This is a genomic window from Desulfuromonas sp., assembly GCF_002868845.1.
In the GTDB taxonomy this organism is placed as follows: Bacteria; Desulfobacterota; Desulfuromonadia; order Desulfuromonadales; family BM501; genus BM501.
Map to the genome: position 1 here is coordinate 52,329 of NZ_PKUB01000041.1, position 25,478 is coordinate 77,806.

The 25,478-nt window shown below is 62.8% G+C and carries 19 protein-coding genes, 1 tRNA gene and 1 pseudogene; 7 read left to right on the plus strand and 14 right to left on the minus strand.

Annotated features, from left to right (window positions below; genetic code table 11):
* Positions 1 to 77: 77 nt before the first annotated feature.
* The gene (gene serA, locus C0617_RS12015) at positions 78 to 1,667 is read right to left on the minus strand and encodes a phosphoglycerate dehydrogenase (RefSeq protein ID WP_291317273.1); all 1,590 of its coding nucleotides are present in this window, start codon (positions 1,665 to 1,667) and stop codon (positions 78 to 80) included.
* Positions 1,668 to 1,991: 324 nt separating this feature from the next.
* On the opposite strand from serA, the gene C0617_RS12020 reads away from it, so the two are divergent.
* A complete protein-coding gene (locus tag C0617_RS12020; RefSeq protein WP_291317274.1) occupies positions 1,992 to 2,690 on the plus strand; it encodes a hypothetical protein in 699 nt (232 codons plus the stop codon).
* A gap of 42 nt (positions 2,691 to 2,732) precedes the next feature.
* Positions 2,733 to 3,131: pseudogene (locus C0617_RS17150) on the plus strand (hypothetical protein); the annotation flags it as partial.
* 168 nt (positions 3,132 to 3,299) lie between these two features.
* On the opposite strand, the gene C0617_RS12030 reads toward C0617_RS17150, so the two are convergent.
* The 9 genes from C0617_RS12030 to C0617_RS12070 form a co-directional block, all read right to left on the minus strand.
* The gene (locus tag C0617_RS12030; RefSeq protein WP_291317276.1) at positions 3,300 to 6,311 is read right to left on the minus strand and encodes a PKD domain-containing protein; all 3,012 of its coding nucleotides are present in this window, start codon (positions 6,309 to 6,311) and stop codon (positions 3,300 to 3,302) included.
* Between the two features lie 240 nt (positions 6,312 to 6,551).
* A complete protein-coding gene (locus C0617_RS12035) occupies positions 6,552 to 7,064 on the minus strand; it encodes a hypothetical protein (RefSeq protein ID WP_291317277.1) in 513 nt (170 codons plus the stop codon).
* A gap of 574 nt (positions 7,065 to 7,638) precedes the next feature.
* Positions 7,639 to 8,307, minus strand: a complete 669-nt coding sequence (locus C0617_RS12040; RefSeq protein ID WP_291317278.1) for a sulfotransferase family 2 domain-containing protein — start codon at positions 8,305 to 8,307, stop codon at positions 7,639 to 7,641.
* A 926-nt stretch (positions 8,308 to 9,233) separates the two neighbouring features.
* A complete protein-coding gene (locus C0617_RS12045; RefSeq protein WP_291317279.1) occupies positions 9,234 to 9,512 on the minus strand; it encodes a hypothetical protein in 279 nt (92 codons plus the stop codon).
* A 109-nt stretch (positions 9,513 to 9,621) separates the two neighbouring features.
* Positions 9,622 to 10,659, minus strand: coding sequence for a 3-deoxy-7-phosphoheptulonate synthase (gene aroF, locus C0617_RS12050; RefSeq protein WP_291317280.1), 1,038 nt, complete (start codon positions 10,657 to 10,659; stop codon positions 9,622 to 9,624).
* Positions 10,660 to 10,990: 331 nt separating this feature from the next.
* Positions 10,991 to 12,436 carry a trehalose-6-phosphate synthase gene (locus C0617_RS12055; protein WP_291317281.1) on the minus strand — a complete coding sequence of 482 codons (1,446 nt, stop codon included), beginning with the start codon at positions 12,434 to 12,436 and terminating at the stop codon, positions 10,991 to 10,993.
* Positions 12,436 to 13,227: a trehalose-phosphatase gene (gene otsB, locus C0617_RS12060; RefSeq protein ID WP_291317282.1), complete on the minus strand. Its 792-nt coding sequence runs from the start codon at positions 13,225 to 13,227 to the stop codon at positions 12,436 to 12,438. The genes C0617_RS12055 and otsB overlap by 1 nt, the downstream gene beginning before the upstream one ends.
* The gene (locus C0617_RS12065) at positions 13,224 to 14,489 is read right to left on the minus strand and encodes a glycosyltransferase (RefSeq protein WP_291317283.1); all 1,266 of its coding nucleotides are present in this window, start codon (positions 14,487 to 14,489) and stop codon (positions 13,224 to 13,226) included. The genes otsB and C0617_RS12065 overlap by 4 nt, the downstream gene beginning before the upstream one ends.
* The gene (locus C0617_RS12070) at positions 14,489 to 15,190 is read right to left on the minus strand and encodes a DUF5752 family protein (RefSeq protein WP_291317284.1); all 702 of its coding nucleotides are present in this window, start codon (positions 15,188 to 15,190) and stop codon (positions 14,489 to 14,491) included. Before C0617_RS12070 ends, C0617_RS12065 begins: the two co-directional genes overlap by 1 nt.
* Positions 15,191 to 15,347: 157 nt before the next feature.
* Here C0617_RS12070 and C0617_RS12075 point away from each other — a divergent pair.
* Positions 15,348 to 15,423 (plus strand) — tRNA-Phe (locus tag C0617_RS12075).
* A 67-nt stretch (positions 15,424 to 15,490) separates the two neighbouring features.
* On the opposite strand, the gene C0617_RS12080 is transcribed toward C0617_RS12075, so the two are convergent.
* Positions 15,491 to 16,579 (minus strand): 6-phosphofructokinase, encoded by a 1,089-nt coding sequence (locus C0617_RS12080; protein WP_291317285.1) that lies wholly within the window; start codon positions 16,577 to 16,579, stop codon positions 15,491 to 15,493.
* Between the two features lie 440 nt (positions 16,580 to 17,019).
* On the opposite strand from C0617_RS12080, the gene C0617_RS12085 reads away from it, so the two are divergent.
* Complete coding sequence (locus C0617_RS12085; RefSeq protein WP_291317286.1) at positions 17,020 to 17,814, plus strand: hypothetical protein; 795 nt, start codon at positions 17,020 to 17,022, stop codon at positions 17,812 to 17,814.
* Between the two features lie 126 nt (positions 17,815 to 17,940).
* Here C0617_RS12085 and C0617_RS12090 read toward each other — a convergent pair whose 3' ends face one another.
* From C0617_RS12090 to C0617_RS12100, 3 genes are read right to left on the minus strand one after another with little or no spacing between them, the layout of a single operon-like run.
* Entirely contained in the window at positions 17,941 to 19,581 is a 1,641-nt protein-coding gene (locus C0617_RS12090) for a GGDEF and EAL domain-containing protein (RefSeq protein WP_291317287.1), read from the minus strand.
* 9 nt (positions 19,582 to 19,590) lie between these two features.
* A complete protein-coding gene (locus C0617_RS12095) occupies positions 19,591 to 20,667 on the minus strand; it encodes a HAMP domain-containing protein (RefSeq protein ID WP_291317470.1) in 1,077 nt (358 codons plus the stop codon).
* Positions 20,668 to 20,685: 18 nt separating this feature from the next.
* Positions 20,686 to 21,525 (minus strand): substrate-binding domain-containing protein, encoded by an 840-nt coding sequence (locus C0617_RS12100; protein ID WP_291317288.1) that lies wholly within the window; start codon positions 21,523 to 21,525, stop codon positions 20,686 to 20,688.
* Positions 21,526 to 22,043: 518 nt separating this feature from the next.
* Here C0617_RS12100 and C0617_RS12105 point away from each other — a divergent pair.
* The 3 genes from C0617_RS12105 to C0617_RS12115 all read left to right on the plus strand — a co-directional run bounded on the left by C0617_RS12105 (position 22,044) and on the right by C0617_RS12115 (position 25,458).
* The gene (locus tag C0617_RS12105) at positions 22,044 to 23,267 is read left to right on the plus strand and encodes a porin (protein ID WP_291317289.1); all 1,224 of its coding nucleotides are present in this window, start codon (positions 22,044 to 22,046) and stop codon (positions 23,265 to 23,267) included.
* A gap of 302 nt (positions 23,268 to 23,569) precedes the next feature.
* Positions 23,570 to 24,892, plus strand: coding sequence for an alkaline phosphatase family protein (locus tag C0617_RS12110; protein WP_291317290.1), 1,323 nt, complete (start codon positions 23,570 to 23,572; stop codon positions 24,890 to 24,892).
* Entirely contained in the window at positions 24,889 to 25,458 is a 570-nt protein-coding gene (locus tag C0617_RS12115) for a nicotinate-nucleotide adenylyltransferase (protein WP_291317291.1), read from the plus strand. The genes C0617_RS12110 and C0617_RS12115 overlap by 4 nt, the downstream gene beginning before the upstream one ends.
* Positions 25,459 to 25,478: the final 20 nt, after the last annotated feature.

Genomic DNA, 25,478 nt, shown 5'->3' on the forward strand with positions numbered 1-25,478 from the left:
AAAACAAAAAAAGGCAACTCCCACCCGGGAGTCGCCTTTCTCGATCCGACAACTTACAGCTTACAGCTTGCCCGGTCTCAGCGCATCTGCACCGCCTTGATGAAATGGGAGTCGACCGCCTTGGCGATCCGATCCAGGGTCGCCTCGTCGGCGGGGGTGTCGAGGGAGAGGACCACCATCGCCTCGCCCGCCTTGGCCCGCCGCCCCAGGCTCATGTTGCCGATGTTGACGCTGGCCTCCCCGAGGATGGTGCCGATCTTGCCGAGCAGGCCCGGCCGGTCGGCGTAGCTGATCACCAGCATATGCTCCTCGGGGGTGAAGTCGGTCTGGAAATCGCGCATCTTGACGATCTTGGGGATTCCCTCGAAGAGGGTACCGGCGATGGTGCGCCGCCCCTCGGGGGTCTCGACGGTGACCGTGACCAGGCTGGAGAAGGACTCCGACTCGGTGGTGCGCACCTCCTCCACGGCGAGGCCCATGGTCTTGGCCACCAGGCGGGCGTTGACCATGTTGACCTCCTGCTCGGTCTGCCGGTTGAGCAGGGCGGCCAGGCCGCAGACCGTCAGGGGGGCGCAGTCGTAACGGGCGATCTTGCCGTTGTAGGCGAAGATGGCCTTGGCGGGATTGGGGGGCGCGAGCTGGGCGACGAACTCCCCGATCTTGCTCACCAGGCCCATAAAGGGCTTCATGTGGTCCATCAGGTCGGGGTCGAACTTGGGAATATTGACGGCGTTTTCCATGGGCCGCCCGTCGAGGTAGTTGATGATCTCCCGGCTGACGTCGACCGCCACGTTCTTCTGGGCCTCGAAGGTGTTGGCCCCCAGGTGGGGGGTCACCAGCATGCGCGGGTGGCCGATGAGCTTTTTGAGGACCTCGGAACTGGGCGGCTCCTCGCTCCAGACGTCGAAGGCCGCGCCGGCCACCTTGCCGCTCTCCAGGGCGGCGAGCATCGCCGCCTCTTCGATAATGCCGCCACGGGCGCAGTTGACGACGATCACCCCGTCCTTCATCCGCTCGAAATGGTCCCCGGAGATCATCCCCCGGGTCTCCTGGTTGAGGGGGGTGTGAACGGTGATGATGTCGGAGTAGCGCACGATGTCGTCGAGGCTGACCAGCTTGACCCCGAAATCCTCGGCGCGCTTCTCCGAGATGTACGGGTCGCAGGTGATGACCTCGGCCTCGAAGGCCTTGGAGCGCCGGGCGACCCGGCCGCCGACCTTGCCGAGGCCGATCACGCCGATGGTCTTGCCCTTCAGCTCCGAGCCGGTAAAGGGGGCGCGCTTCCAGTCGCCGCCCTTGAGGCTGGCGTTGGCGACGGTGACGTTGCGACAGAGAGAGAGAAGGATCGCCATGGTGTGCTCGGCCGCCGAGTTGACGTTGCCGAAGGGGGCGTTGACGACGATGATCCCCTTGTTGCTGGCGCTCTCGACGTCGACGTTGTCGATGCCGACCCCGGCGCGGGCCACGATCTTGAGGCTGGCGGCGTGCTCGAGCAGGGCGGTGTCGATCCGGGTGCCGCTGCGGGTGATGATCGCCTCGTAGCCGCCGATGATCTGGTGGAGTTCCTCCACCGGCAGGCCGAGGCGGACATCGACGGCCACGCGGGGGTCGTCAAGGAGGGGCTGGAGCCCTTCCTGGGAAATTTCGTCGGTAATGAGGACCTTCATGGGCGCTCCTGTCAAAAGGTGGTCCTGGCACCGGGCAAGGCGGCGCCATCTTTTTCAGAAGCGAGAATCTTAGACCTTTTGCCCCCCCCTGTCAACGCCGTAAACGGCTGAATTTGCGCGCTCTGCCAGCCGGAGAAAACCGCCCCCCGGCGGCCCCCTTTTCCAGGTGGGATCAATGACCCTCCTGCGGCGGGGGACATCAAGAAAAGGTATTCGCAAACAGATCTGCTTGTTCTAAGATGAATCTTCAGAAACCGTCCCCATCACAAGTCGGAAATGCGGAGGCATTTCTGGTCCGTTGGGGAAAACCTCGGGAGAAAATAATTGTCCAGGCTAAGTGCCACAATCCTTGCGCTCTGCGTCTGTTTCTGGGCGGTCGACTCGGCCGCCTGGCACGACGAAACCCACCTCGCCGTCGCCAGGGCCGCGGGCTACGCCAAGTGGTACAACGCCACCGGCGCGGACATGGCGAAGCTCAAGGCCGGGCTGACCGAGCAGCACAACCACTACGTCAACAACCGGACCGGGACGGTCGTCACCGCCGAGGCCGTCCTTCGCCAGGCGGGTCGCTACAACACGATCGAGCCGCGCGGCCACCTCTACGGGGCCATCCTCGCCTCGGTCCGGGACTACATGGGTGCGAAAGCCGAGGGGAAGTACGGCGAATACCACCTGGGATTCGCCGCCCACTACCTCGGCGACCTCTCGATGCCGTTGCACAACACCGAGTACGACGCCTTCAACAGGAAGAACCACGCGAAGATCGACGGAATGGTCGATGCCGGCATCCTGGAGCGCCCCGGCCGGATCGAGACCTACCCGGTGACGGTGCGATCCGAGGCGGATCTGGCGCGCGAGGTGGCCCGGGTGGCGAACCTGGCCAGGGAACTGGGAGAGAGGATCAGGGCCGAGAAGCGGCTTCCGACAGAAGAGGAGGCCTACGCGCAACTGGGTCACAGCGCCTCCCTGCTGAAGGCGGTGATCGTCTACACGGAGGCTCCGCGCCTGGCGCCGAGAGGGTGATAGGAATCTGCTTTTTCGGGGTCGGCGCCGCAGGCGCCTGAAATGGGCCGCTTCGCCGCCCCCCCTTCGACCCACAACTTTTACTACTCATTCATTAGGGCTGTCAACTCAAGCATCCCCCAAACGCCCCCCCGCCCGGCAAACAACCCTCCCAAAAGCCTCAAAATCCAGGCCCTGAGAGCCTATTCCGACCACACTTCCGCCGCAACCTCCCTCCCATCCTATTCAAATCAACCGAATGCACGGCTCTTCATAACCGCCCCAGCCGCCATCGACAGGCTCATAGGCAGAATAATCGCATCCGACCATCGGCGCCGGCGATGGTCGGGTCACCGGCTTGACCTTCGTCCAGAGGGCGATGGCTGCGGAGGTCCAGTTGATCGAGTCGAGCGGGGGGTGTTCGAGGTCGTCGTGGACGGAACGCTGGCCTATTCGAAAAAGCAGACCGGCGAGATCCCCGATGAAGCGCGGTTGGTGGAAAAAATAGAGCCGATCTCTCCACCGGCGCGGGCGCCTGGGCAGGGAGACCCGGTTGGCCCGGTGCCCGAGAAAAAGCAAAAAGGCCCCGCCTCCCGGGAGGCGGGGCCTTTTTATCGCTACGTTTCAATCCTACAGCAGGGCCTGCAGCCTGTCGACCGCATCGATGATGATGGGATAGACCAGGCCCTGGTCGGTGCAGTCCATGATCCAGTCGTTCTTGTCCGGGGCGCCCTTGGTGGCGCAGCCGTCGGTCTTTTTCAGCACGTCGTTCTCGAGCTTGCTCAGCGCCTCGGCGAAGAGCCCCGCGTCGACGTCGGCGTAGGCATCCTCGACCATCCCGATGACGACGGCCATCTTCTTGGTCATGGTGTTCTGCTGGTTGCCGTTGCTGAAGCTGGCGGGGTCCAGTTCGTTGATGGTCTCGATCGCCGTGTCCAGGACCTCGGAGACCGTCGCCGGGCTGTCCACGATCAGCACTTCGATGTTGCTCGTGGCGCTGTCCGAGCCGTCGCTGACGGCCAGGCTCACCACGTAGAGCCCGGGCTGGTCCGCCGTGAAGCTCGGCTGGGAGGAGAGCGGATCGCCGAGCAGGGCGCCGCTGCCGTCCGGCAGCGAGGCAAAGCTCCAGCTGAAGGTCAGCGGGTCGTTGTTGGCGTCGGAGCTACCCGTGCCGTCCAGGTAGATGGTCTCCCCGAGCTCTCCGGACTGGTTCACACCGGCATCGGCCACGGGGGGGAGGTTGGCGAAGGAGACGGTGACCGTGGCCGGGGCGCTTTCGGCGCCGAAGACGTCCGTCGCGACGAGCGAGAAGAGGTAATCGCCGTGGGCGTCCGCGACGAACTGGGGGGTCGGCGAGGCCTGGTCGGAGAGGGTCGCCGCGCTGCCAGCCGGTTTGGCGGCGATGCTCCAGAGGACCGAGAAGGCGTCGCCGTCGTCGTCGTAGCTCTGGGTCGCGTCGAGGGTGACCAGCGTTCCGGTCAGGGTGACGGCCTGGTCCGCGCCGGCGTCGGCGACCGGCGCCGAGTTGTAGGTGCTCAGCACGACCTGGTCCGCGCTCGCGCTGACCAGTCCCATGCTGTCGGTGACGATCAGTTCGACCGTGTAGTCGCCGACGACGTCGGGGGTGAAGGACGGGCTGACCGTGTCCGCGGCGGCCAGGGCGGCGGTGCTGCCGGCCGGCTGGCTGACCATCTGCCAGGAGTAGCTCAGGGGGTAGGCGCCGTCGGGATCGCTGGAGCCGGACCCGTCGAGGAGCACCGGGGAGCCGACGTGAACGGTCTGGTCCAGGCCGGCGTCGGCGGCGGGGGGATCGAAAAGGCCCGTCCCGCTCAGGGTGATCTCGAGCGTGCCCTCGTCCGGGTCGTCGCTGGAGACGACGACGGTGGCCGAGGCGGCTCCGGTTGTGGTGGGCGCATAGCCGACCTCGAACTGAGCGCTGGCCCCGGCTGCCAGAAGGAGGGGGAGGGCCGGTGGGGAGACGAAGGCCATGTCGCTACTGCTTGCCCCGCCGAAGTCGATGCCGAGGAGGGTCAGGTCGGCGGTGCCGACGTTGGAGACCGTGAAGACCTGCGAGGCCGCCGACCCACTGCCGACGAGGCCGAAGTCGTGGGACAGGGGCGCGACCTCGATGTCGCGGGTGCCGGCGGTGCTGGCTGTGACGACGGGTGCGAAGTCGCTGACAACCCGATTCTGGTTGTACGGGTTGCTGTCGGTAAAGCTGCGCAGGCGGAAGTAGTAGGTGGTGGCAGGATCGAGGTTGTCAACGGTTTTAGAGGAATACCGGAGGGTGTCAACAAGGGTGTAGGGCCCCTCCTCGGCCGTTGCGAAGTACAGCTCGTAGCCCTTTTGCCCCCACTGGTAGGGGATATGGGACCATGTCAAAGAGACGGAATTTTCCGTCTGGTTGGACACCCCGAAGTTCTCAGGTGGCAGAGCCTGCGCATCAAGCCATCCGCTCTGGGAATGTGTATCGACGAACTCTTTGAGAAGAGGGTTTGAGGTGTAAAGGGCATTCCAGTGGATCTGCAGGAACGTCAGACCGGTCAGGTTTGACAGCTCGTAGGGCATTTCCCCTTTTAATTGGTTGGCGTGCACGTTGAGCTGATTGAGGGAGAGGAGGTTGCCCAACTCTTTGGGAATGGCGCCCATGAGCTGGTTCTTGGAAAGGGACAGGCTCTTCAATGCAGGGAGGTTCCCCAGTTCCGGGGGGATCTCGCCGCTCAACTTGTTATTGTCGAGGAACAGGTAGGTGAGGCCCGGCATGTTCCCCAGTGCCTGGGGGATGTGTCCGTTTAGCTGGTTGTGGCCCAGATTCAAGTAAGTCAGGCCGGACAGGTTCACCAGTTCCGGAGGGATGGCACCGGTGAGCTTGTTGGAGTGAAGATCGAGATGTGTAAGGTCGCTCAGGGAGCCCAACCCGGGAGGAATGGTCCCGGAGAATTGGTTGTAGTTAAGATTTGTGTACCGCAGCAGAGGGTATGCCGTTAGGAAGTTGACGCTTCCGGTCAGACCGTTTTGGGCAAGGTTCAGGTGGTGGAGTTGGGAAAGATTCGTCAACTCGGAGGGGACGTCTCCGGACAATTGGCATTTATAGAGGTCAAGCCATTGCAGGTTGACCAGGTTACCCAGTTCCGGGGGGATCGAGCCTCCGAAGTCGTTCCATCCCAAGTGCAGGCGGGTCAGGTTGGTGATCGCCCCTACCTCCGGCGGGATGGGGCCGGTCAGCTGGTTGTAGTAGAGGTCCAAGGACCTTAAATTTGACAGGGCAGAGATCTGGGGCGGGATCGCCCCGGTGAGGTTGTTGTAGTCGAGCCTTATGTGCTGGAGTTGCGCCAGGTCTGTGATTTCGACCGGAATGGGCCCGACGAGATTGTTTCTGCTCATGGAGATCTGGCTGACCTGGCTGGTTCCATAGCACATGATGCCGAACCAGGTGCATTCCGAGCCGACCGCCGCGAACCCGTCGGCCTCCAGCGGTCCGTCCTTCCAGCCGCTGTTGTTGGTCCAGTTGTCCCCGCCGGTGCTGTTGTAGAGGGCGATGAGCGCCTCCCGGTCGGCGGCCGGGATGGCGGCGTGGGATGCGCCGGCCATCACGGCGGTGAGGATCAGGGTGAACAGGATGCCCTTGGCCATTCGTTTCATTGTGGATCTCCCCCCTCGGTTCTCTCGGTGCGGTTCGGCAGGGAGCGGGCTTCGCCGGCCACCCGCTGGCCGGGTCAAAGCGTTCCCTTTGCCCTCACAAATCGAAAAAAAGCCGCCAAAACCAGTACCGGTTCCCTGATCCAAGCGACTTCAGCATATAAAGGCCCTTGAGTCGTCTTTCAGGGCCGATTAGAGCAGGTCATCTTTTTAGCACATATCTTTTTAATCCGTCAATCTTCATCAGTTCCGGGCCATGATAGAGGTCTCGGGTGATCGCAGGAGGGGACGGGGAGGAACCCCTTTTTTGCCTTTCTCCATGCCTCTTCTGCCCCCTCCGCAGAGCGGTGCGAACCGGCCGGCGGCATCGGGCGGCAGCGTCGCGACGGCTGAGAGGCAGAATAATCGCATCCGACCATCGGCGCCGGGTGGCCGGGTCACCGGCTTGACCTTCGTCCAGAACCCGAGGTGTTCCAATATCCGCCGAATCACCACCGCTTCGTTGATGAAGCTGACGATTTCCATCTCAGCCCCACAGTGCGGACACGCCAGCGGATCGACCTCCCAGACCTTCTTGATGCATTCGCGCCAGACCTTTAAAGGAATCCGTCGCGGCTTATGCTCCGCGACGCCTAAAGCCTCCACCGGGGGATCGGACAGAAACCCTTCACCCGCCTCAACACCCCTTTCAAGTTTCGCAGTAGCCGATCCCCCCGTGCCCGGTTGTAATACCATCCGTAATACCGCACCAGTCACAGCCCCGATGCCCCCCCCCTTTAACACCGAGCACCGTTTGGAAAAAGGAAAGGAGACACATATTGGCGCAGAGGCAGAGCCTGCTTAGCAACTGGCGGTCGTACTTGAAATCAGGTCGCAAAATGATGGGGATGCTGAAGAAGTACTGCCGGTGAGGGACAGGGTGAAGGATGACATCCTTCAGGTGCTAGCCAAACTGGATCCCCTTTTTGCTGTGACAGCTGGGGCAGAACCAGCGCCCCCGGCAGCTGAAGGCGAGTAGGTACCATGGCGACAATCGGGACAGCGAACGCGGGCAAAACCTTCACGCAGGTCGCCGCACTTGAGATAATCCTTGACGACATCTCTGACGACCAACCGGAAGAAGCCGTATGATCTGGCGAACCGCTATTGGTACTGCCCCTCGAAACTGCCACAATGCCGGTCGTGCAGCGTCCAGATAGGCGACTGCTGCGGTGTGCGCGGGTGGTAGCCGGCCGGTTTCTCTTCTGCGAACATGTGCATCCCTGGGCATTGGAAAAGCCCAACAATACAACATGATTTAGTTGAAAATATTTCATAAAACGACTCAACTCTACTTTGCTAAGCGATACAATCGGAAGTCCTCCTCATGCTTCTGATATAAAATCTTCAACTCCTCCTTGCTCAGAAAGCTTTTATCTAACGGGGTATAGTTTGGGAACTTCTCTTGTGTTACGTTTTTAGGTGTAATAATTTTTATTTCTTTGTTGGTTTCTCTTTGAAGCCAAATTCTCAATTTCTCTTCAGAGCCTTTTATAGCAAAACATTCCATCCTATTCACAATCGAGCGAACAGGTTCGTCGTCAACCTCACGCAAAAACTGTACTTGAAAATTTTCCTTCCGCTCCATTATGTCTGTTATTGGAGGCTTTGACAAAGTACTTTTATGGTATGGATGGTTTGTCATTGCACATTTATAATTTCTTTCACTTATAATTCGCTCTATCGGATCCCTGATGACAGTTACTGGCTTTATATGGCCCCTTTTGTGTAGACTGGCCATGTAAGGATTTTTCAACATGTCACGAAAAGATAGATGGCCAATTATTGCTTTTTTACCTGAAAAATACTCCAAGGGCAAAGAGGCAAACCCAGACCCATCAATGTCAGCCCCAAAATTTGGATCCCAGACCTTTATGCAGTCCTTAAAGCAAAAAGCATCATAAAACAATTCCTTAATTGTTGTCCCACCACTCTTGGGAATATGTGGGAAAAAGTACATAGAGTCCTCCGTGAATATGTTTAAAGTATGGTGTATTAATCCGGCGAACAGCCAATTATTACCAGGAATGATAAACAGGAAAAAAATAAGTACCTAGCAAAGACCATCATAATATCAACCGCGGAAGACAAATAAGAGTTTAATAGCGACCGAAATAGAAATCGGAAACTTAGGCATTTGTCGCTGTTAAATCTTAAAGGGTCACTGTTATTACTTTGATGGGGGGATGGGGCCAACCGTTTGCGATGAAAAAGTGCACCTTTGCCTTCTGGGCTTTTTTGTGGTCGCCGAAATTTTCACATACCGCCCTCGAAAGTGTCTTGGATACCAGACACCCCAGGAGGTCTTCGATGAAGCTCGGGGTGGTGCACTTGCAACTTGGAGTTACCATGGACGAAAGGATAAAAATTTGCCATTTTGAGAGAGGGAAGGCACCCAATGGTTGAAAAACAGAAGGCCATTACCACTCACCAAACCGTCACTTCTTGTTATCACACCATAATGATATTGACAACATTAAATGCCCAGGCACCTTCCTGTTGCCATGGCGTGGATTCAACATTTATTGAAAAAATGGTGGCAACGCCTGACTTCAGCAATTAACGAAATGACCAGAATTTTGTGCATTTTTGAGCGATGTGCAAGGCAAAAAGGGCGAAGGACAAAAGATGGTCGAGACAGTGGAGAGTTGATCTATTAACCAGGAGAAAGTGGCCAATTGCGTTGACTACTATACTCGCCGGCAAACAGGACCCAAAAAACAATAAAAGAATAACGACTTGACACTACCCCCCCCTGCGCCATGCCTGGCGCACAAAAAAAGAAACCCCCGGGTTGCAAAGACCCGGAGGCTTCTATGTACGAATAGGCATTTTAGGCATACCCGCCCCCCCTGCGCCTGGGAGGATGCACCCGGGAGAAGGTCGTTACTTGACCACCCTCAGGCTGGGCCCCTTCTTTTCTTCCGGCTTCGCCTCTTCCTTTTCTCCCCCGTCGGGAATTTCGGATGGCTCGTCCTCCGAGCCGAAATGGGGCAGGGTCCCGTCCCCGACCATCCTGGTAACGGACTCGGCGATGGTCAGGCACTGTTTGGTGCAAACCTTGCGGGCGGGACAGACCGTGCAGTCGGCCTCGCCCCCTGCGGCCCGCAGGGCATGAATGACCAGATCGACGCTCTCGATCTGGTTGAGGGGGATGAGGAACATGGGGACTCCTTTTCGCTGATAGCTGATAGCTGATAGCTGATAGCTGATAGCTGATAGCTGATAGCTGATAGCTGATAGCTGAAACCCTACCCGACACCGGGCAGGGCGGTCAAGCCCCCTCGGGCAACCGCAGGGTCTTACCGGAGACCGCGGCGAACTCGGCCAGCTTGCGCATCATCGCCGCGAAGTCTTCGGGGCGCAGGGACTGGGCCCCGTCGCTGGAGGCCTTTTCCGGCTGGGGGTGGACCTCGACGATGAGGCCGTCGGCGCCGGCGGCCACGCTGGCGTAGCACATGGGCGCGACGAGGTGGGCGTGGCCGGTGGCGTGGGAGGGGTCGATGATCACCGGCAGGTGGGTCTGCGCCTTGAGGACCGGTACCGCCGAGATGTCGAGGGTGTTGCGGGTGGCGGTCTCGAAGGTGCGGATGCCCCGCTCGCAGAGGATGACCTTCTGGTTGCCCTCGGAGAGGATGTACTCGGCGCTCATCAGGAACTCCTGAATGGTCGTCGCCATCCCCCGCTTGAGGAGGATCGGCTTGTCGAGCTGGCCGAGCATCTTGAGCAGGGCGAAGTTCTGGGTGTTGCGCGCCCCGACCTGCATGACGTCGGCGTAGCGGGCCACCAGCTCCACGTCGCGGGGGTTGACCACCTCGGTGACGATGGGCAGGCCCGTCTCCCGGCGGGCCAGGTCGAGGAGCTTGAGGCCCTCCTCCTCCATCCCCTGGAAGGAGTAGGGGCTGGTGCGGGGCTTGAAGGCCCCGCCGCGCAGAACCTGGGCCCCGGCCGCCTTGACCGCCCGCGCGGTCTCGACGATCTGCTCTTCGCTCTCCACCGAGCAGGGCCCGGCCATGACGATCAGCTCGTCGCCGCCGACCGCCAGTCCGGGGGCGATCTCCACCGCGCTCGGCTCGGGCTTCACCTCCCGGCTGGCCAGCTTGAAGGGTTTGAGGATCGGCACCACGCTCTCGACCCCCGGCAACGACTCGAGGGCCTGAAGGACGGCCTTGCCCCGCTCGTCGCCGACCGCGCCGACGACGTTGCGGGTTTCGCCGTGGATGACGTGGGGCGTGTAGCCCAACTCGCGGATCTGCTTCTTGACCTCGGCCAGTTCTTCCTTGCTGGCCCCCTGCTGCATAACGATGATCATGGTTTAGCTCCTCCTGGATCGATATGGGTGGACGGTTCTAAACAAAACGGGCCGCCCGGTATCCCCGGCGGCCCTTTCATTCATCGATCCAAAACGAAAAAACCACGGAAGACCCGGAATAGGTCTGCCCGTGGTTGCCTGATCTGGCGATGTGATCCTTCTTCTTTACGCCGACAGACTTTCACCCCGGGCAGACGACCCAAAATAAAAGCCGTACCAAAAGTAAAAGCTGCTAAAGCTGGCGAAAAAGAAGCGCATCAAAAGATCCCAAAAGTGAATTTGTTTTTCTTTACTAACAAATAACCGGACAAAAAGCAAGCACCAATTGCCCTCAATCTCTCGGCCGCCGGCCGCCCAGGGTGTCGAGGAAGCGCCTCATCCAGCGGTGGACATCGTTGCGGCGAACCTGGCCCTGCAGCTGCTCCATGCGCCGCCGGCGCTCCTCCGGCTCCATGGAGAAGGCCCGATAGATGGCATCGGCGGTGCCGTCGATGTCATAGGGGTTGACCAGCAGCGCCCCCCTGCCGAGCTGGTCGGCGGCCCCGGCGAACTCGCTGAGGACCAGCACCCCGTTGTGATCGACCGATGCGGCGCAGTACTCCTTGGCCACCAGGTTCATGCCGTCGCGCAGGGGGGTGATGAGGGCGATTTCCGAGGTGCGGTAGTGGGCCAGCAGCTGGGTGCGATCGAGGCTGCGAAACAGATAGTGGATGGGCATCCAGCCCGACTCGGCGAAGCGGGCGTTGATCCTTCCGGCGGTCTGGTCGAGCAGCTCCTTGAGGTTCTGGTAGTCGGGAACCAGGGTCCGGCTCGGCACCACCACCTGGACCAGAGAGACCTTCTGACGCAGATCGGGGTACTTCTCCAGGGCCCGCTCGAAGGCCAGAAAGCGCTCGGGAATCCCCTTGGTGTAATCGAGGCGATCGACCCCCAGGACCAGCTGACGCCCCTCCAGGTTCTCGTGCAGGTACCAGGCCGCCTCGGCCACATTCCGGGACTGGGCCTCCTGGTGGAATTCGTTAAAATCGATGCTGATGGGGAAATGGCCCACCTTCACCTGCCGTCCCCCCACGTTGAGCAGGGTCTGGTTGCGCTGCCGGGCCAGCACCTCCACCCCGGGGACGAGGGCGGTCACGCACTGGACGAAATTGCGCCAGTAGCGCAGGGTCTGGAACCCGATCAGGTCGTATTCCAGAAGGGCCCGAAGGATCTCCGTCTTCCAGGGCAGGCGCCGGTACAGGTCGAGGGAGGGGAAGGGAATGTGGAGGAAGAAGCCGAGAGCCTGGTCCGCCCCCAGCTCCCGCAGCCCTGCGCCGACCAGGGCGAGCTGATAATCATGAACCCAGATGACGTCGTCCGAGCCTGGGGGACTCTCCGCTGCGACCACCTCGGCGAAGCGTCGGTTCACCTCCCGGTAGGTCTGCCAGTTTTCGAGGCTGAAACGACAGAATCCAAGCAGGCCATGGAACAGGGGCCAGAGGGCTTCGTTGGAAAAGCCCTGGTAATACCTCTCCACCTCCTCTTCGGAAAGGGGCACGGCCCCAAGCCGGTAGCCCTGCTCGCGGCCGAAGTCATCGAACAACTCCTGCAGGGGCGCCTCTTCCCCGCAGCCGGGCCAGCCGATCCACATCCCCCGGCTGCTCTTCATGAGCGGGGTCAGGGCCGTCACCAATCCGCCCGAACCGGGGGTAATGGTCCATTGCTCCTCCTCCTGGCCGATTACGATGGGCAACCGGTTGGAGACCACCACCAGGCGTTTTTCGCTTCCCTCCATCATCACTCCAATTCATTCTCCCGGCAGACGTCCCGCCAGTTCTCCAGAAACTCCAGCAACTCGCCCGGAGGCGCAAGGTGCGCCTCGGCGGCGGTGGAACGGGGTTCATCCCGCACCAGCACCCCCAAGCCCCGCCCCCGAAGAGCGACAAAGGCATCCTCGTCCGTCAGGTCGTCCCCCAGATAGGCCACCGCCGCGTTCGCCCCGAGTTCGGCGAGGACCCGGCGCACCGCGTAGCCCTTGTCCCGCCCCGAACAGCGCAGCTCCAGCCCGCCGTCGAAGGGGTGCAGCTCCAGCCCCCCCCGCTTCGCGAGGGGACCCCAGACCCCCGAGACCTCCGCGCGCAGGGCGGCAACGACCCCGGCATCCAGGCCCCGCCAGTGAAAAGCCACCGTGACGGGCTTGACCTCGCATCGCTCCCCGTACCCCCGCTCCTCGGCCCAGGCCCGCGCCTGCTTCAGGGCGCGGGTCGCGGGCTCGGGCAGATCCCCACGCTGCAGGCCGACCTCCGGCAGCAACCGCTCCCAACCGTGGCAGCCCCAGACCTCCGGGGCGCGGGAGAGCCCCAGGAGAGACACCACGTCCTCGGCGGGCCGGCCGCTGACCACGACGAGTCGGCATCGGCCTTCGGAAAGGATGGCGTCGAGGACCTGCCGGACCCCCGGATAGGGACAGGCCCGGTCCCGGTCGACCTGAAAAGGGGCCAGGGTACCGTCGTAGTCGAGCAGCAGGGCCCTCCTGCCGGAGCGCCGCAGACGGTCCCAGAACGACTCCGGAATGCCCTCCCCACTCACAGCCCGACCTCGATGCGCTCGCGCTGGCCGTCGTGCAGTCCCAGCATCAGGGTCAGGTACTCGCGCAGGTGGCGGGTGATGAGGTAGTTGTCCCGAACGAAGCGCCGGGCCCGCTCCCCGATCTCCTCGAGCATGTCCCGCCGATGGAGGAGGTAACGGATGCGCAGGGCGGCACCTTCCGGCGTCTGCACCAGGAATCCGGTATAGTGATTAATCACCTGCAGGCGGATGCCCCCGGTGTCGCCGCCGATGACCGGCTTGCCTTTCCACATCCCCTCGGCCACGGTGAGGCCGAAACCCTCGCGTACCGACTTCTGCAGGACGATGTCGGCCGCCCGCTGCAGGGCGTTGATGGTGCGGTGGGCATCGGCCGGCAGGAGCAGCACGTGGATGTTGGGGTCGCCCTCGGCGGCCCGGTGGACCTCACTGAGCACCGCCTCGCCTTCCGGGTCGTCGCTCGCCCCGCCCCCGGCGAGAACAAGTTGCAGGGGGGTGAGCTTGCTGGCGAGCTTGTAGGCCTCGATGACCCCGAGGGGATCCTTGAACCGATCGTAGCGAGAGACCTGCAGGATCATCGGCAGGTCGGGATCGAACCCGAAGCGGTCGAAAACCTCCTTCACCTCCTCGGCGGACAGGTCGCGGTTCTTCTCGCTCAGCGGATCGATGCTCGGGGCGATGATGTACTGGGGATGGTCGAGGGGCTGGGCGAACTCGGGCAGAGAAAAGATGCTCGCATCGTAGGGGGCCACCCACTTCTTCAGGTATTTCCACACCGGACGATAGGGGTGGCTGGCGTCGATGTGGAAGCGCCAGATCCACCTCCCCTTGCGACCCGGGCAATAGGCCAGCAGGGGCGCCGGCTGGGGGTCGTGGATGAAGACGTAGTCCGCTTCCTCCAGGACGGGACGCAGCCTCTCGGCGTTGCGGGCGTTGGTCGCCTCGTACCCTTCGAGCAGGTTCTCCGGAATGCCGACCTTGCTTCCCTGCAGTGCGTTGTGGAAGCCCTTTGTGCACTGGTAAAAGGGACCCTCGCCGGTGATGACCTCCCAGCGGGCGTCGATGCCGAGGGCCTGCTTGAAGGGGATCAGTTTCTGCAGGATCTCCGCCACCCCGCCCCCCTCGCGGGTGGAGTTCACGTGCACCACCTTGGCCCCCTTCAGCGGCGCCGCCAGCTGCTCGAGGTTCTGAATGACGCCGCGGCTGGTCACCGCGGTGTATTCCTCGATCAGATTGCGCAGGGACTCCTCCACCGGCACGTCCATCAATGTCTTTCCTCGAAGAAATGCTGAAAAATCCCGGTCACGATGTTGCGGATCTCCTTCAGGGACGAGAAATAGGGGTCGACCCGCTGCAGGCGGTTGAGCAGGGGCTGAAACTCCTCGCCGAAGCCCTGCAGCCAGGCGCTGAAATCGTCGCAGTGGCAGTCGGAGCGACTGCGGGCGTCGATGAAGTGATAGTAGATGCTGCCGGTCGGCAGAGTCGGAAGATAAGGGACCATGTCGGAGGGATGGCCGAAGCGCAGGCCGGTATCGAAGATCACGATCTGGGAATGGAGAAAATGGAACTGCTGGTCGGCCTTGGCCCAGGGGACCATTTCGCTCTCGTCCAATCGCTCCTCCACCACCTCGACCAGCTCCTGGCGCAGGCCCTCCATGTCGGCGAAGTCGATCGGAACGACCATGCTCAGCCGCTCCGCCAGGGGCTTGTCGTGCAGACCGTGATAGACCCAGGATGCAAAATCGTTGTTGTACTCGGGCTCGTCGAACTGGGACCGGAGCAAGCGCCCCCAGAAGTGGTGGTAAACGCTCCCGGGGGGCGCGTTCTGCAGGCCGGCGCAAAGCTCCCGAAGGTTCTGAGCCTTCAGGCCGGAAGCGATGGTGATCAGGGCGCAGTCCCTGACCGCAAAGGGCACGACCTGCGTCTCATCGCTGGCGGCATTGGGCATGGCGAACCTTTCGAACAAATCTTCTTTCATTACCGCAGAGTGAAGAAGGTACAGTTTAACCGACAAAAAGGTTCCTCGCAACGCAACCCGCCCCACGAAGCGACCCGAAGCCCCCAGGAGGCGGATTTTTTCTTGACAGCCCCCAAGCTTTTAGCTATAAGGTGACTTCCTGTTCGCCCAGGTAGCTCAGTCGGTAGAGCAGAGGACTGAAAATCCTCGTGTCGGCAGTTCGATTCTGTCCCTGGGCACCAGAAATCAGAAGGCCCCGCGTTTGCGAACGCGGGGCCTTTTCTTTTTTCCCGACCTTTTCCGCCTCCCCTAGTTTCCGAAACTGATCCCCAGTTCGGTGGCGGTTTTGATCAACTCGCCCGCGGGGTCGATCCGCTTGAGGCCGGCCACCGCTTCCTCGATCTCCACGGTCACCAGGGAGCGCCCCCGCAGGGCGACCGCCCGGCCGAAGTCGCCCCGCTCGATCATCGCCACCGCCTCGACACCGAAGCGCGAAGCGAGAATCCGATCCAAGGCCGAAGGGGTGCCGCCGCGCTGGACATGGCCGAGGACCACGGTGCGGCTTTCCATATCGAGGCACTGGCTGATCTCCCCGGCCACGAAGTGTCCGACCCCGCCGAGCCGCTCCACGCCGAAATTCTGCTTGGCGTTCAGCTGCAGGACCTTGGAGCCCCCCGCCGGGAAGGCCCCCTCGGAAACGACGACGATGGAGAAATGGCGTCCCCGCCGGCAGCGCCGGGAGATGGCGTCGCAGACCTTCTTCAGGTCGAAGGGGATCTCCGGGATCAGGATCACGTCGGCCCCTCCGGCGATCCCCGCCTCCAGGGCGATCCAGCCGGCGTCGCGCCCCATGACCTCGACCACCAGGGCCCGGTCGTGGCTCTCGGCGGTGGTGTGCAGGCGGTCGAGAGCCTCGGTGACGATATCGACGGCGGTGCTGAAACCGAAGGTAACGTCGGTCTTCCTGAGATCGTTGTCGATGGTTTTAGGCACTCCGACGACGGGGACCCCCAGCTCATTGAGCCGGCGGGCGATCTTCAGAGTGCCGTCCCCGCCGACGGCGATGAGGGCCTCGGCCCCGATGCTGCGGAAGTTCTCCACCACCCGCGCCGAGACGTCGACCAACCTGGTCTCGCCCCCCTCGCGAACCGGGAAGGCGAAGGGGTTGCCCCGATTGCTGGTTCCGAGGATCGTCCCCCCCCGATGCAGTATGCCCCGGACCGCAGCCGAGTCGAGCTCCACGGTCCGCGGCCCCTCGACCAGGCCGTCGAAGCCGTCCTCGATCCCCACAACCCGCCAGCCCCGTTGCAAAACGGCGGCCCGCACCACGCCGCGGAGAACCGCGTTAAGCCCCGGGCAGTCGCCCCCTCCGGTCAGTATGGCGATTGTCTTGCTCATGATTTTCCTCCCGATAGCGATTCAATAAGTCCTAATAAAGATAGCCGTTTCCGTCCCGACTGACCAGACGAAAGGTCCCGGAAAACGCCCGGGGCATTTCCCCCACAAAATAGTGCATACCCACCCGAATTGATACATTCAAGAAGAAGAGCTTTTCAACTGGATCATTTGGCCGATTTTTCGACTTTAATTTTCCCAAAGGCCAACCACATAGTTTTTAGTCAATATTTTGCCAAACCGACAAATTCACCCATACGCTTTTGCAAAAACGATACTTCGAACCTACATTATTCGGTACACAAATTGCTGAATGGATATCCCCGTATTTCATGGGGCATTTGCCCCGGCACTCTTCTTCCGGAACGGCGTCTGCAGGAGCGGGCATCCCGGAAGAATCCATCTTTCCCCGAGAGGGAAGCACCGAAAAAGGGAGAAGTTGCATGAAAACGTTGTTGAATCTGCTGTTGATGGCACTGATGGGCGTCGGCCTGGTCGCGGGAACGGCGAGCGCCAAGGATGACGAACTGCTGAAGGACTTCGTGGCCCTGGAGAAGGTCTACATCCCCGCCCTCTTCTACACCAACCAGGGGGAGGTAGCCGCCAAGCCGGCCATGATGGCCACCGCCAAGTTCAAGAAGGCGTGGACGCTCTTCGCTGACAAGTACGAGTTTTACCGCCCAGACTATGCCAACTGGGGTGCCTACTTCGCCGTCATCGATCCCGCCGTGGACGAGGCTCTCGAGCTGGTCAACACAAAGAGCCTGCTGCAGGCCCACGAGGCCCTCGAGGCGGTACGGGCCAACATGGGCGAACTGCGTGGCCACAACGGCTTCCCCAAGTTCATAGCCGACCAGATGACCGCCTACCACGGCCCGATGGAGCACATCGTTTTGTCCCTGAAGGCTTCGGGCGGCAAGCTGACCCCGGCCCTCCTCGCCGAGCTGGCCGAAACCCGCGATGCGGCTGAAAAAGCCTGGAGCAAGGTCGAGAAATGCCCGGTCGATACCGGCCTGTGGGGCTTCTCCGCCGGGGAAATGAAGAAGTATTACGGCATGGTCGATGCCACCGGGCAGGCCCTGGAGAGGTTCTCCGCCGCTCTCGATGCGGCCCTGGCCAGCGAAAAGCTGACCCCCGAGCTGGGCAAGGCGGTCATGGCGGCCGGTACGCTCAAACTGAAGATGCCCTTCGTCGCGACCTATATCTTCCTCGGCGGCCTCGAACTGCCTCAAAAGTAGCCGGAGACGGCGGGGGGGACGGTCCCTGCCCTAACCAGCAGACAGAAAAGACAAAAGCCGCCCCGGCCTGGGGCGGCTTTTGTCTTTTTCTCCCGAGGGCCCGGTTCAACGCTAGCTGGGCGCCGCTTATGAGCCCCCCTGCCCCATCTCCCGCGCCAGCTCTTCGGCCGGCACCGGGCGGCCGTAGAAAAAACCCTGGATTTCGTGGCACTGCTGCTGCTGCAGGAAGGCCTTCTGCTCCGCCGACTCCACCCCTTCGGCGACGACCTTCAGGCCGAGGTTGTGGCCGAGGCTCACCATCGACTTGACGATTGCCGCGCTGTCGCCGTCCTCGGGCAGGTCCTTGACGAAGGAGCGGTCGATCTTGAGCACGTCCACGGGAAAGCGCTTCAGGTAAGCCAGGGAGGAGTAGCCTGTGCCGAAATCGTCGATGGAGAGGGTCACCCCCATCTCCTTGAGCCGACTCAGAGTCCGCAGAGCCTCCTCGTCAGGATCGACCAGGATGCTCTCGGTGAGCTCCAGCTCCAGGCACTCGGCCGGCAGGCCGCTCTCCTCCAGGGCTGCGGCCACCGTCGCGTCGAAGCCCCCGTGATGAATCTGCCGGCTCGAGATGTTCACCGATATCCGGCCGATGGACAAGCCCGTCTCCTGCCACTCCCTGCCCTGGCGGCAGGCCTGGCGCAGAACCCACTCCCCGATGGGGATGATGAGACCGTTCTCCTCGGACAGGGGAATGAAGTCGAGGGGCGGCACCAGGCCCCGCTCGGGGTCGAGCCACCGGACCAGGGCCTCTGCGCCCATAAAAGCGCCGCTCCGCACATCGACCCGCTTCTGAAAATGGAGCACGAAGTGCCCTTCCTGAACGGCCCTGCGCAGGCGATTCTCCATCTCCAGGCGTTTCTGGGCCTTTTCGTTCAGCTCGGCGGAGAAGAATTCTAACCCGCCTCGCCCCTTGGCCTTGGCCTGGTACATGGCCATATCCGCGCTCTTCAACAGCTGATAGGTGTCTGCGCCGTCCTGGGGGTAAAGGGCGATGCCGATGCTGGCCCCGGTGTAGATCTCCTGCCCCTGGACATCGAAAGGTCGGGCCAACCTCTGGAAAATCTTCTCTGCCAGCACCGAGGCGTCCTCAGGCGCCTTGACGTGGGAGAGCATCACCACGAACTCGTCCCCGCCGATGCGCGCCAGGGTATCGCTGCGACGGATGCACCCTTTCAGCCGCTCGGCAGCCACCCGCAGGAGCTGGTCCCCCGCATGATGGCCGAGGGTGTCGTTGACCACCTTGAACTGGTCGAGGTCGAGGAACAGAATCGCCGAGCAGTGTTCCTCCCGCTTGGCCCGGGCCAGAGCTTGTTCGATGCGGTCGCCGAGCAGCAAACGGTTGGGCAGCCCGGTGAGGCTGTCGTAATAGGCGAGCCGCTCCTTCTCCTTCTCGGCCAGGTAGCGCTCGGTGATGTCTTTGACAATGGCCACCACCCCCGCACACTCGCCGTCCTCCCCCTTGTACGAGGAGCAGGAGAGGAGCACCGGAATCTTCTCGCCGTCGGCCCCGGTCAGTCGGCACTCGACATCCCGCATGGCCCCGTGGGCCAGGAGCGGCTCGTCCCCGCCCCCACTGAACAGGTCGTCGTTGAACAACTCGGCCAGGTTGCGCTGCAGCAGGTCGTCCCTGCGGCGGCCAACCAGGGCCGCAGCGGCATCGTTCACCGCGCTGATGCGGCCGAAGCAGTCCCCGACGAGGAGGGGATCGACGATCGACTGGAGCATCTCGTTCAGCTACCGTTCCCGCGACAAAGAGTGCTGCAGATTCTCGGTCATGGCATTGATGGAGACGGCCAGTCTCTGAAGCTCGTCCCCCGAACCGATACGGAGCCTCTGGCCCAGGTCCCCCTCGGCCACCAGCTCGACGTGACGCCCGATGCGCAGCAGGTCGCGGGTAAAGTTGCGCCCCAGGAGCAGGGCCAGAACGGTCCCGCCGGCCAGGGCGACGAGGCAAAGCAGGAGAACGAGGGTCTGCAGGTCCCTGGAGGCCGCCAGGAAATCGGAGCTCGGCACGGTGAGCAGGACCGAGAAACCGAGCTTCTCCACCGGGGCATGGGCCACGAACCCGTCGATACCCTGCAGAACCCCGCGGCCGAAACCGGCCCGGAGCCCCCGGGCCTCCTCCAGGAGGCGCCTTCCCTCGGGCCCCCCGGCCGCGGCCGGCTCCCCAGCGTAACCGGTTTCGGAGTGGTAGAGAAGCCGCCCCTGGGCATCGACCAGGCTGATAATCCCCTTGTCCACCGGCACTTCGGCAAGAAACCGCTCCACCATACTGGCCACGGTCACATCGGCCCAGAGAACGCCGTGAAACTCGTCGCCGAAGTAGCCGTAGCGGGCCAGGGCGAGGTGGAAATGGGGCGCCTCGAGGCCGGAGTGAACGCGGATAGAGGAAAACACCACCTCGTTGGGATGTTGCATCGCCTCGGGGAGGACCGGCGACTCGCCGTGATCTCTCAGTTCCCGGGAACTTTGCCCTCCGGCCACCCGAATCTCCTCCCGCCCGTCGGCGTCGAGAAGGCACAGCACCTGCAGATTATTCTGCAGCCGGGCGAACTGCCGGGCCAGGGGCTCCGCCCGGGCGGTGCGGTGATAGTCGGTCAGGTCGATGCCTTCCACCATCTCGCTCAGGCTCCGGAGATAGTGCTCCACATCCTGGACCAGGCCGGCCACGGCCGCGTGCATCTGGTCCTCCTTGGCATCGAGGAGGGCCCGCTCAATGAACCGATCGGCGAGCACGCCGAGGACAAACACCACCAGCAGGATCGGGACAATTTCGGCAAGAAGGATTTTCGATTTGAGGCTGCGAAGCATGAACACCCTTTCGCCCTCCTACCGTGACCCTGGAAGAGATGCGGCGGGAATGGCGCCGTGGGAGAGGATGATGGTCCGGGCCGCCGGTCCGTACAGGAACTCGACAAAGACTCTTTTCAGGCCGGACAGCTCCCCCTTCCAGACCAGGCCGAAGGGGCTGACCAGGGGATAGGTGCCGTTGCCCACCTGCTCCGGGGTCGGGCTGCGCCCGTCGATGGAAAAGACCGTCAGACTGGGGCCGGGAACCATGGCACTCGAAAGGTAACCGATGGTGAAGGGATAGCGGCGGAGCACCTCCACCGCCTCGGGGGCGGAAAAAAGGGTCTTGCCGACCGGGTCGTCGATATCGCCGAATCCCGGAAGCGACGCCTCCAGAACCGAGCGGGAGGAGTCCCCCGCCTCACGGTTGGCCACGTAGATCTTGTGGTCGGGGCAGGGGCCGAGTCCGGCCCAGGTGGTGACCTTGCCCGAATAGACCGCCACGACCTGCTCCGGGGTCAGGTTGTCGACGCAGCGGGCAGGAAGGTTGGCGGCGACCACCACCGGGGAATAGGCAAAGACCCTGCTGTGGATCCCGGGGGCCTGTTCCTTTTCGTCCAGGGGCCGGGCCACCCGGGCCAGGTCGCATTCGCCGCGATCCAGGGCCCTTATCCCCCCGCTGGAGCCGACGCTTTCCGGGACCTCGACCCGGACGCCGGGGTGGGCCTCCTCGAAGGCCTCGGCGATTTTGCGGAGCAGTTCCTGAGAATCGCCGGAACCGGCGACGACGAGGGCCTCCTGGCCCCATGCCGGCAGCGACAGGAAAAATGCCAGAAATACCGACAGGGGCAGCAACACCCCCCTTTTGACTTTGTGCATGTTCGTCCCTCCCTGGACTTTTTTGTAAATCATCCATCCTTGTATCGTTGCCACCAGGCAAGGTCAAGTAAAAACCGGACCGGGAAAAAACTCAACTTTTTTATATTTTTTGCTCTAGATAAATTCCCCTACCCCCAGGCCGGGCGACGTCCTCCGACAGAGGGGCGCTCCCCTCTTTTCGGAAAAACAGCCCCCGAAGTTAAACAAAAAGGAGCCCGGAAAGGACCTCTGCCATTGTCTCTCCTTCGCACCGGGAGGGGCTAAGTGTCTAATGACCCTTGCCTATTTGCAATATGGCGGACTCCTGATAAGGTTTCTTTTTTGAATTCACATTCCATTCAAAGGCCAAAACGCCGAGACTCCGAGAATGCGGAGTTCCCGGTTCGCTCATCCATGGCTTATTCTCTGCAGCTCCGTTTCCGGCATCCAAAAGATCGTGATGGGGTTTTAAAGAACCGTTTTCTGATATTCTGCCGCCCAGCCGGGGGCGACCGATACCCTGCCCAAGGAGGTTCCCCATGCGCCGAAAACTGTTTTTCTGGAGTCTCGCCCTCCTGGCCCTGCCCCTGCTCGCCGCAGCCCCGGCGCAGGCGGGGGCCAAAATCGAAATAGGCGACGACGCCGTGATCGACCTCGGCTTCCGCCTTCAGGCCCAATACTTCAGCACCGAGAAGGACCTGGACGGAGGGGGAGACTTCGAGGATTTCGACGACTTTATCGTCCGCCGGGCCCGACTGCGCCTCGGAGCCGACGTCACCGACCGGGTCTCCATCTTCCTGCAGAGCGAATTCGCCGACGACGACGGCGGCGTCGGCGGCGACGTGCGCCTGATCGACGCCTATGTCACCCTCAAGGCCCACAAACTGACCAACATCATCGTCGGCGAGAACATGGCCGCCTCCCTGCGCCAGAACCTGACGAGTTCAGGCGCCCTGATGGCGGTCGACCGTCCGGCGATCGTCAACAAGAACCTCTCCTGGGGCACCCGCGCCAAGTACGGCTTTACCAACACCAACTACGATGACAGCGACGCCGGCCTGCGTGCCGACAACCTGGCCCGCGATGTCGGCGCCACCCTGTTTGGAAGTGATTCTATCACCGACACCCTGCACTTCAAGTACTACCTCGGGGTCTACGACGGAGTCCAGGAAGGGGACGAGGACAGCGAGCGCTACGCCGCCCGGGTCCAGTTCAACCTCTTCGACGCCGAGCCCAAGTACTACAACCTCTCCACCTACCTGGGGGGGAAAAGGACCCTCGGCTTCGGCGCCACCTACGATCTCCAGAACGACGTGGCCGTCGACCTGGCCACGGGGAAGAACGCGGACTACGCCATGTGGACGGTGGACGCCTTCGCCGACCTCCCCCTCGGCCCCGGCGCCCTGACCCTGGAGACTGCCTGGATCGACCTCGACCTGGACGACGCCGCCCGGCTCAACTTCAACGGCGACGGCGCCAGCTTCCGCGACGCCAGGCAGGCCCAGGGCGACGGCTACTATATCCAGGCCGGCTACTTCATCAGCAACTGGCAGCCCTGGGTGTTGTACGAGCAATGGAGCAGCGACGGTCCCGGCGACCTGGGGAGCTTCAACGCCCTGCGGGTCGGCCTCTCCTACTTCCTCAAGGGACACAACGCGAACATCAAGGTCGGCTACGAGGGCTTCAGCGCCGACCGGAACCTCAGCGGGACAAGCGAGGACAGCGTCGACTCCCTCGTGGCCGGACTCTACGTAACCTACTGAGGCCGCCAGGGAAAAGGAAGGCCCGCCCCCCTTTCGCCGCAGCTGAAACGCCCGCGGGGGCGAGACCCCGTGCTTCATCAAACTCGGACCGAGACAGCAATTCTCCGAAATTCTTCCAAAATCACTAAATTACCGAGGCGGAAACCTGCCCGCCCGGAACCCGGACCTCCTGGATGTTGCAATCGGCGCCCCCTGCGGCGCCCTTTTCTTTGCCAAAGAGGGACACGCCGCCGGGAATTTGCCCTTGATCCGCCCCGACGATGTGCTACCATCGGCCGATCGAAATCCACTCGGAGGAACCTGTGCCGGACAAGTGCATTCTCATCCTGCTCGATGGCCTGGGCGACCGCGCCTACGAAGAACTCGGGGGGCTGACCCCCCTGCAGGCGGCCGCCACCCCGAACCTCGACCGCCTCGCGGCCGCGGGGGGCAATGGCCTCTACCATGCCGCCGCCCTCGGCCAGGCCCTGCCGAGCGAGAACGCCCACTTCGCCATGTTCGGCTTCAGCCCGGAAGAGTTCCCCGGCCGAGGAGCTCTCGAGGCCCTCGGCGGCGGGGTCGACCTGCAGCCAGGCGAAGTCGCCCTCCTCGTCCACCTGGTCGGGGTGCACGAGGAGAGTGGAACCCTGATCCTTGACCGGGACCTGCCGGAGGCGTCAGCCGGGGAGGCCGAGGCCCTCATCGCGGCCGTCGCCACGTACGAGACCGGCGGCGTCCGAATCCGCTTCCACCGGACCAAAGGGCTCTTCGGGGTCCTGACCCTGAGCGGCGAGGTGGCCCCCTACGTCACCGACACCAACCTGATGATGGAGAGGGTGCCCCTGCCCGAAGTCCTGCCTTGGCAGACGCACCGGGAAGACCCCGCCGCGCGGAACACCGCCCGGGCCCTGAAGGAGTATCTGGTCTGGGCCCATCGCCGCCTGCAGGCGCACCCGGTCAATGCCGAGCGCGCCGCGCAGGGGCGGCACCCGGTCAACGGCCTCGTCACCCAGCGCGCCGGCCGCCTGAAGAACGTCCCCTCCTTCGCCGAGCGCAACGGGCTGCGCGGCCTGTCGCTCTCCTCCGGCATCGTCTACTGGGGCATCTCCCGCTTTCTCGGCCTCGACCTGGTCCAGGCGAAAGACAGCGCCGCCCCCGGCGCGGACCTGGCCGCGCGCCTGGAGCTGGCCCGGGAAAAGCTGCCCGACTACGACTTCGTCCACGTCCACACCAAGGCGGCGGACGAGGCCGCCCACCGCAAGAATCCCGCGGCAAAGAAGGCGGTCATCGAGGCCTTCGACGAGGGCATCGGCAGGGTCCTTCCCGACCTGCTGGCCGACCCCGACCTGCTGCTGATCGTCACCGCCGACCACTCCACCCCCAGCGGCGGACCCCTGATCCACTCGGGCGAACCGGTCCCTCTGCTGCTGCACGGCCGCGGGGTGCGCCGCGACGCCGTCGCGCGCTACGACGAGGTGGCTGCCGCCGCCGGGGCCATCGGTTTCGTCCGCGGCCGCGAGTTCATGTACCTCGTTCTCAACCACCTGGAACGGGCCAAGCTGGCGGGCATCATGGACACCCCGATCGACCAGCCCTACTGGCCCGGCGACTTCCAGCCCTTCCGCCTCGAGGAGCCCGGCCAATGAGCCCGCCCTACCCCACCGGGGTCATCCACGGCCGCTTCCAGGTGCTGCACAACGACCACCTGCGCTACCTGCTGGCCGGCAAGGCCATCTGCGACCACCTGGTGGTCGGCATCACCAACCCCGACCCGACCCACACCCGGAAGGAGGAGGCCGACCCCAAGCGCAGCAGCGCCCTGGCCAACCCCCTGACCTACTTCGAGCGCCTGCTCCTGGTGCGCCGGACCCTGGAAGAAGCCGGGGTCGGCCCCGCCGAGTTCTCGGTGGTGCCCCTGCCCATCAACCTGCCCGAGCTCTACCGCTACTACACCCCCGCCGACGCGGTCTTCTTCCTCTCTATCTACGACGACTGGGGGCGCAAGAAACTGGAGTACTTCCGCTCCCTCGGCCTGGAGACTCACGTCCTGTGGGAGGTGCGGCCCGAGGAAAAGGGGATCAGCGCCGCCGAGGTGCGATCGCGCATGGCCGCCGGCGAGCCCTGGGAGCACCTGGTCCCCCCGGGGGTCGCCGCCCTCGTCAAGGCGTGGGACCTCCCGACCCGCCTGAGAAACCTCCAGGGACAGGGTTGAAGCTGACGGCCTCAACAGCC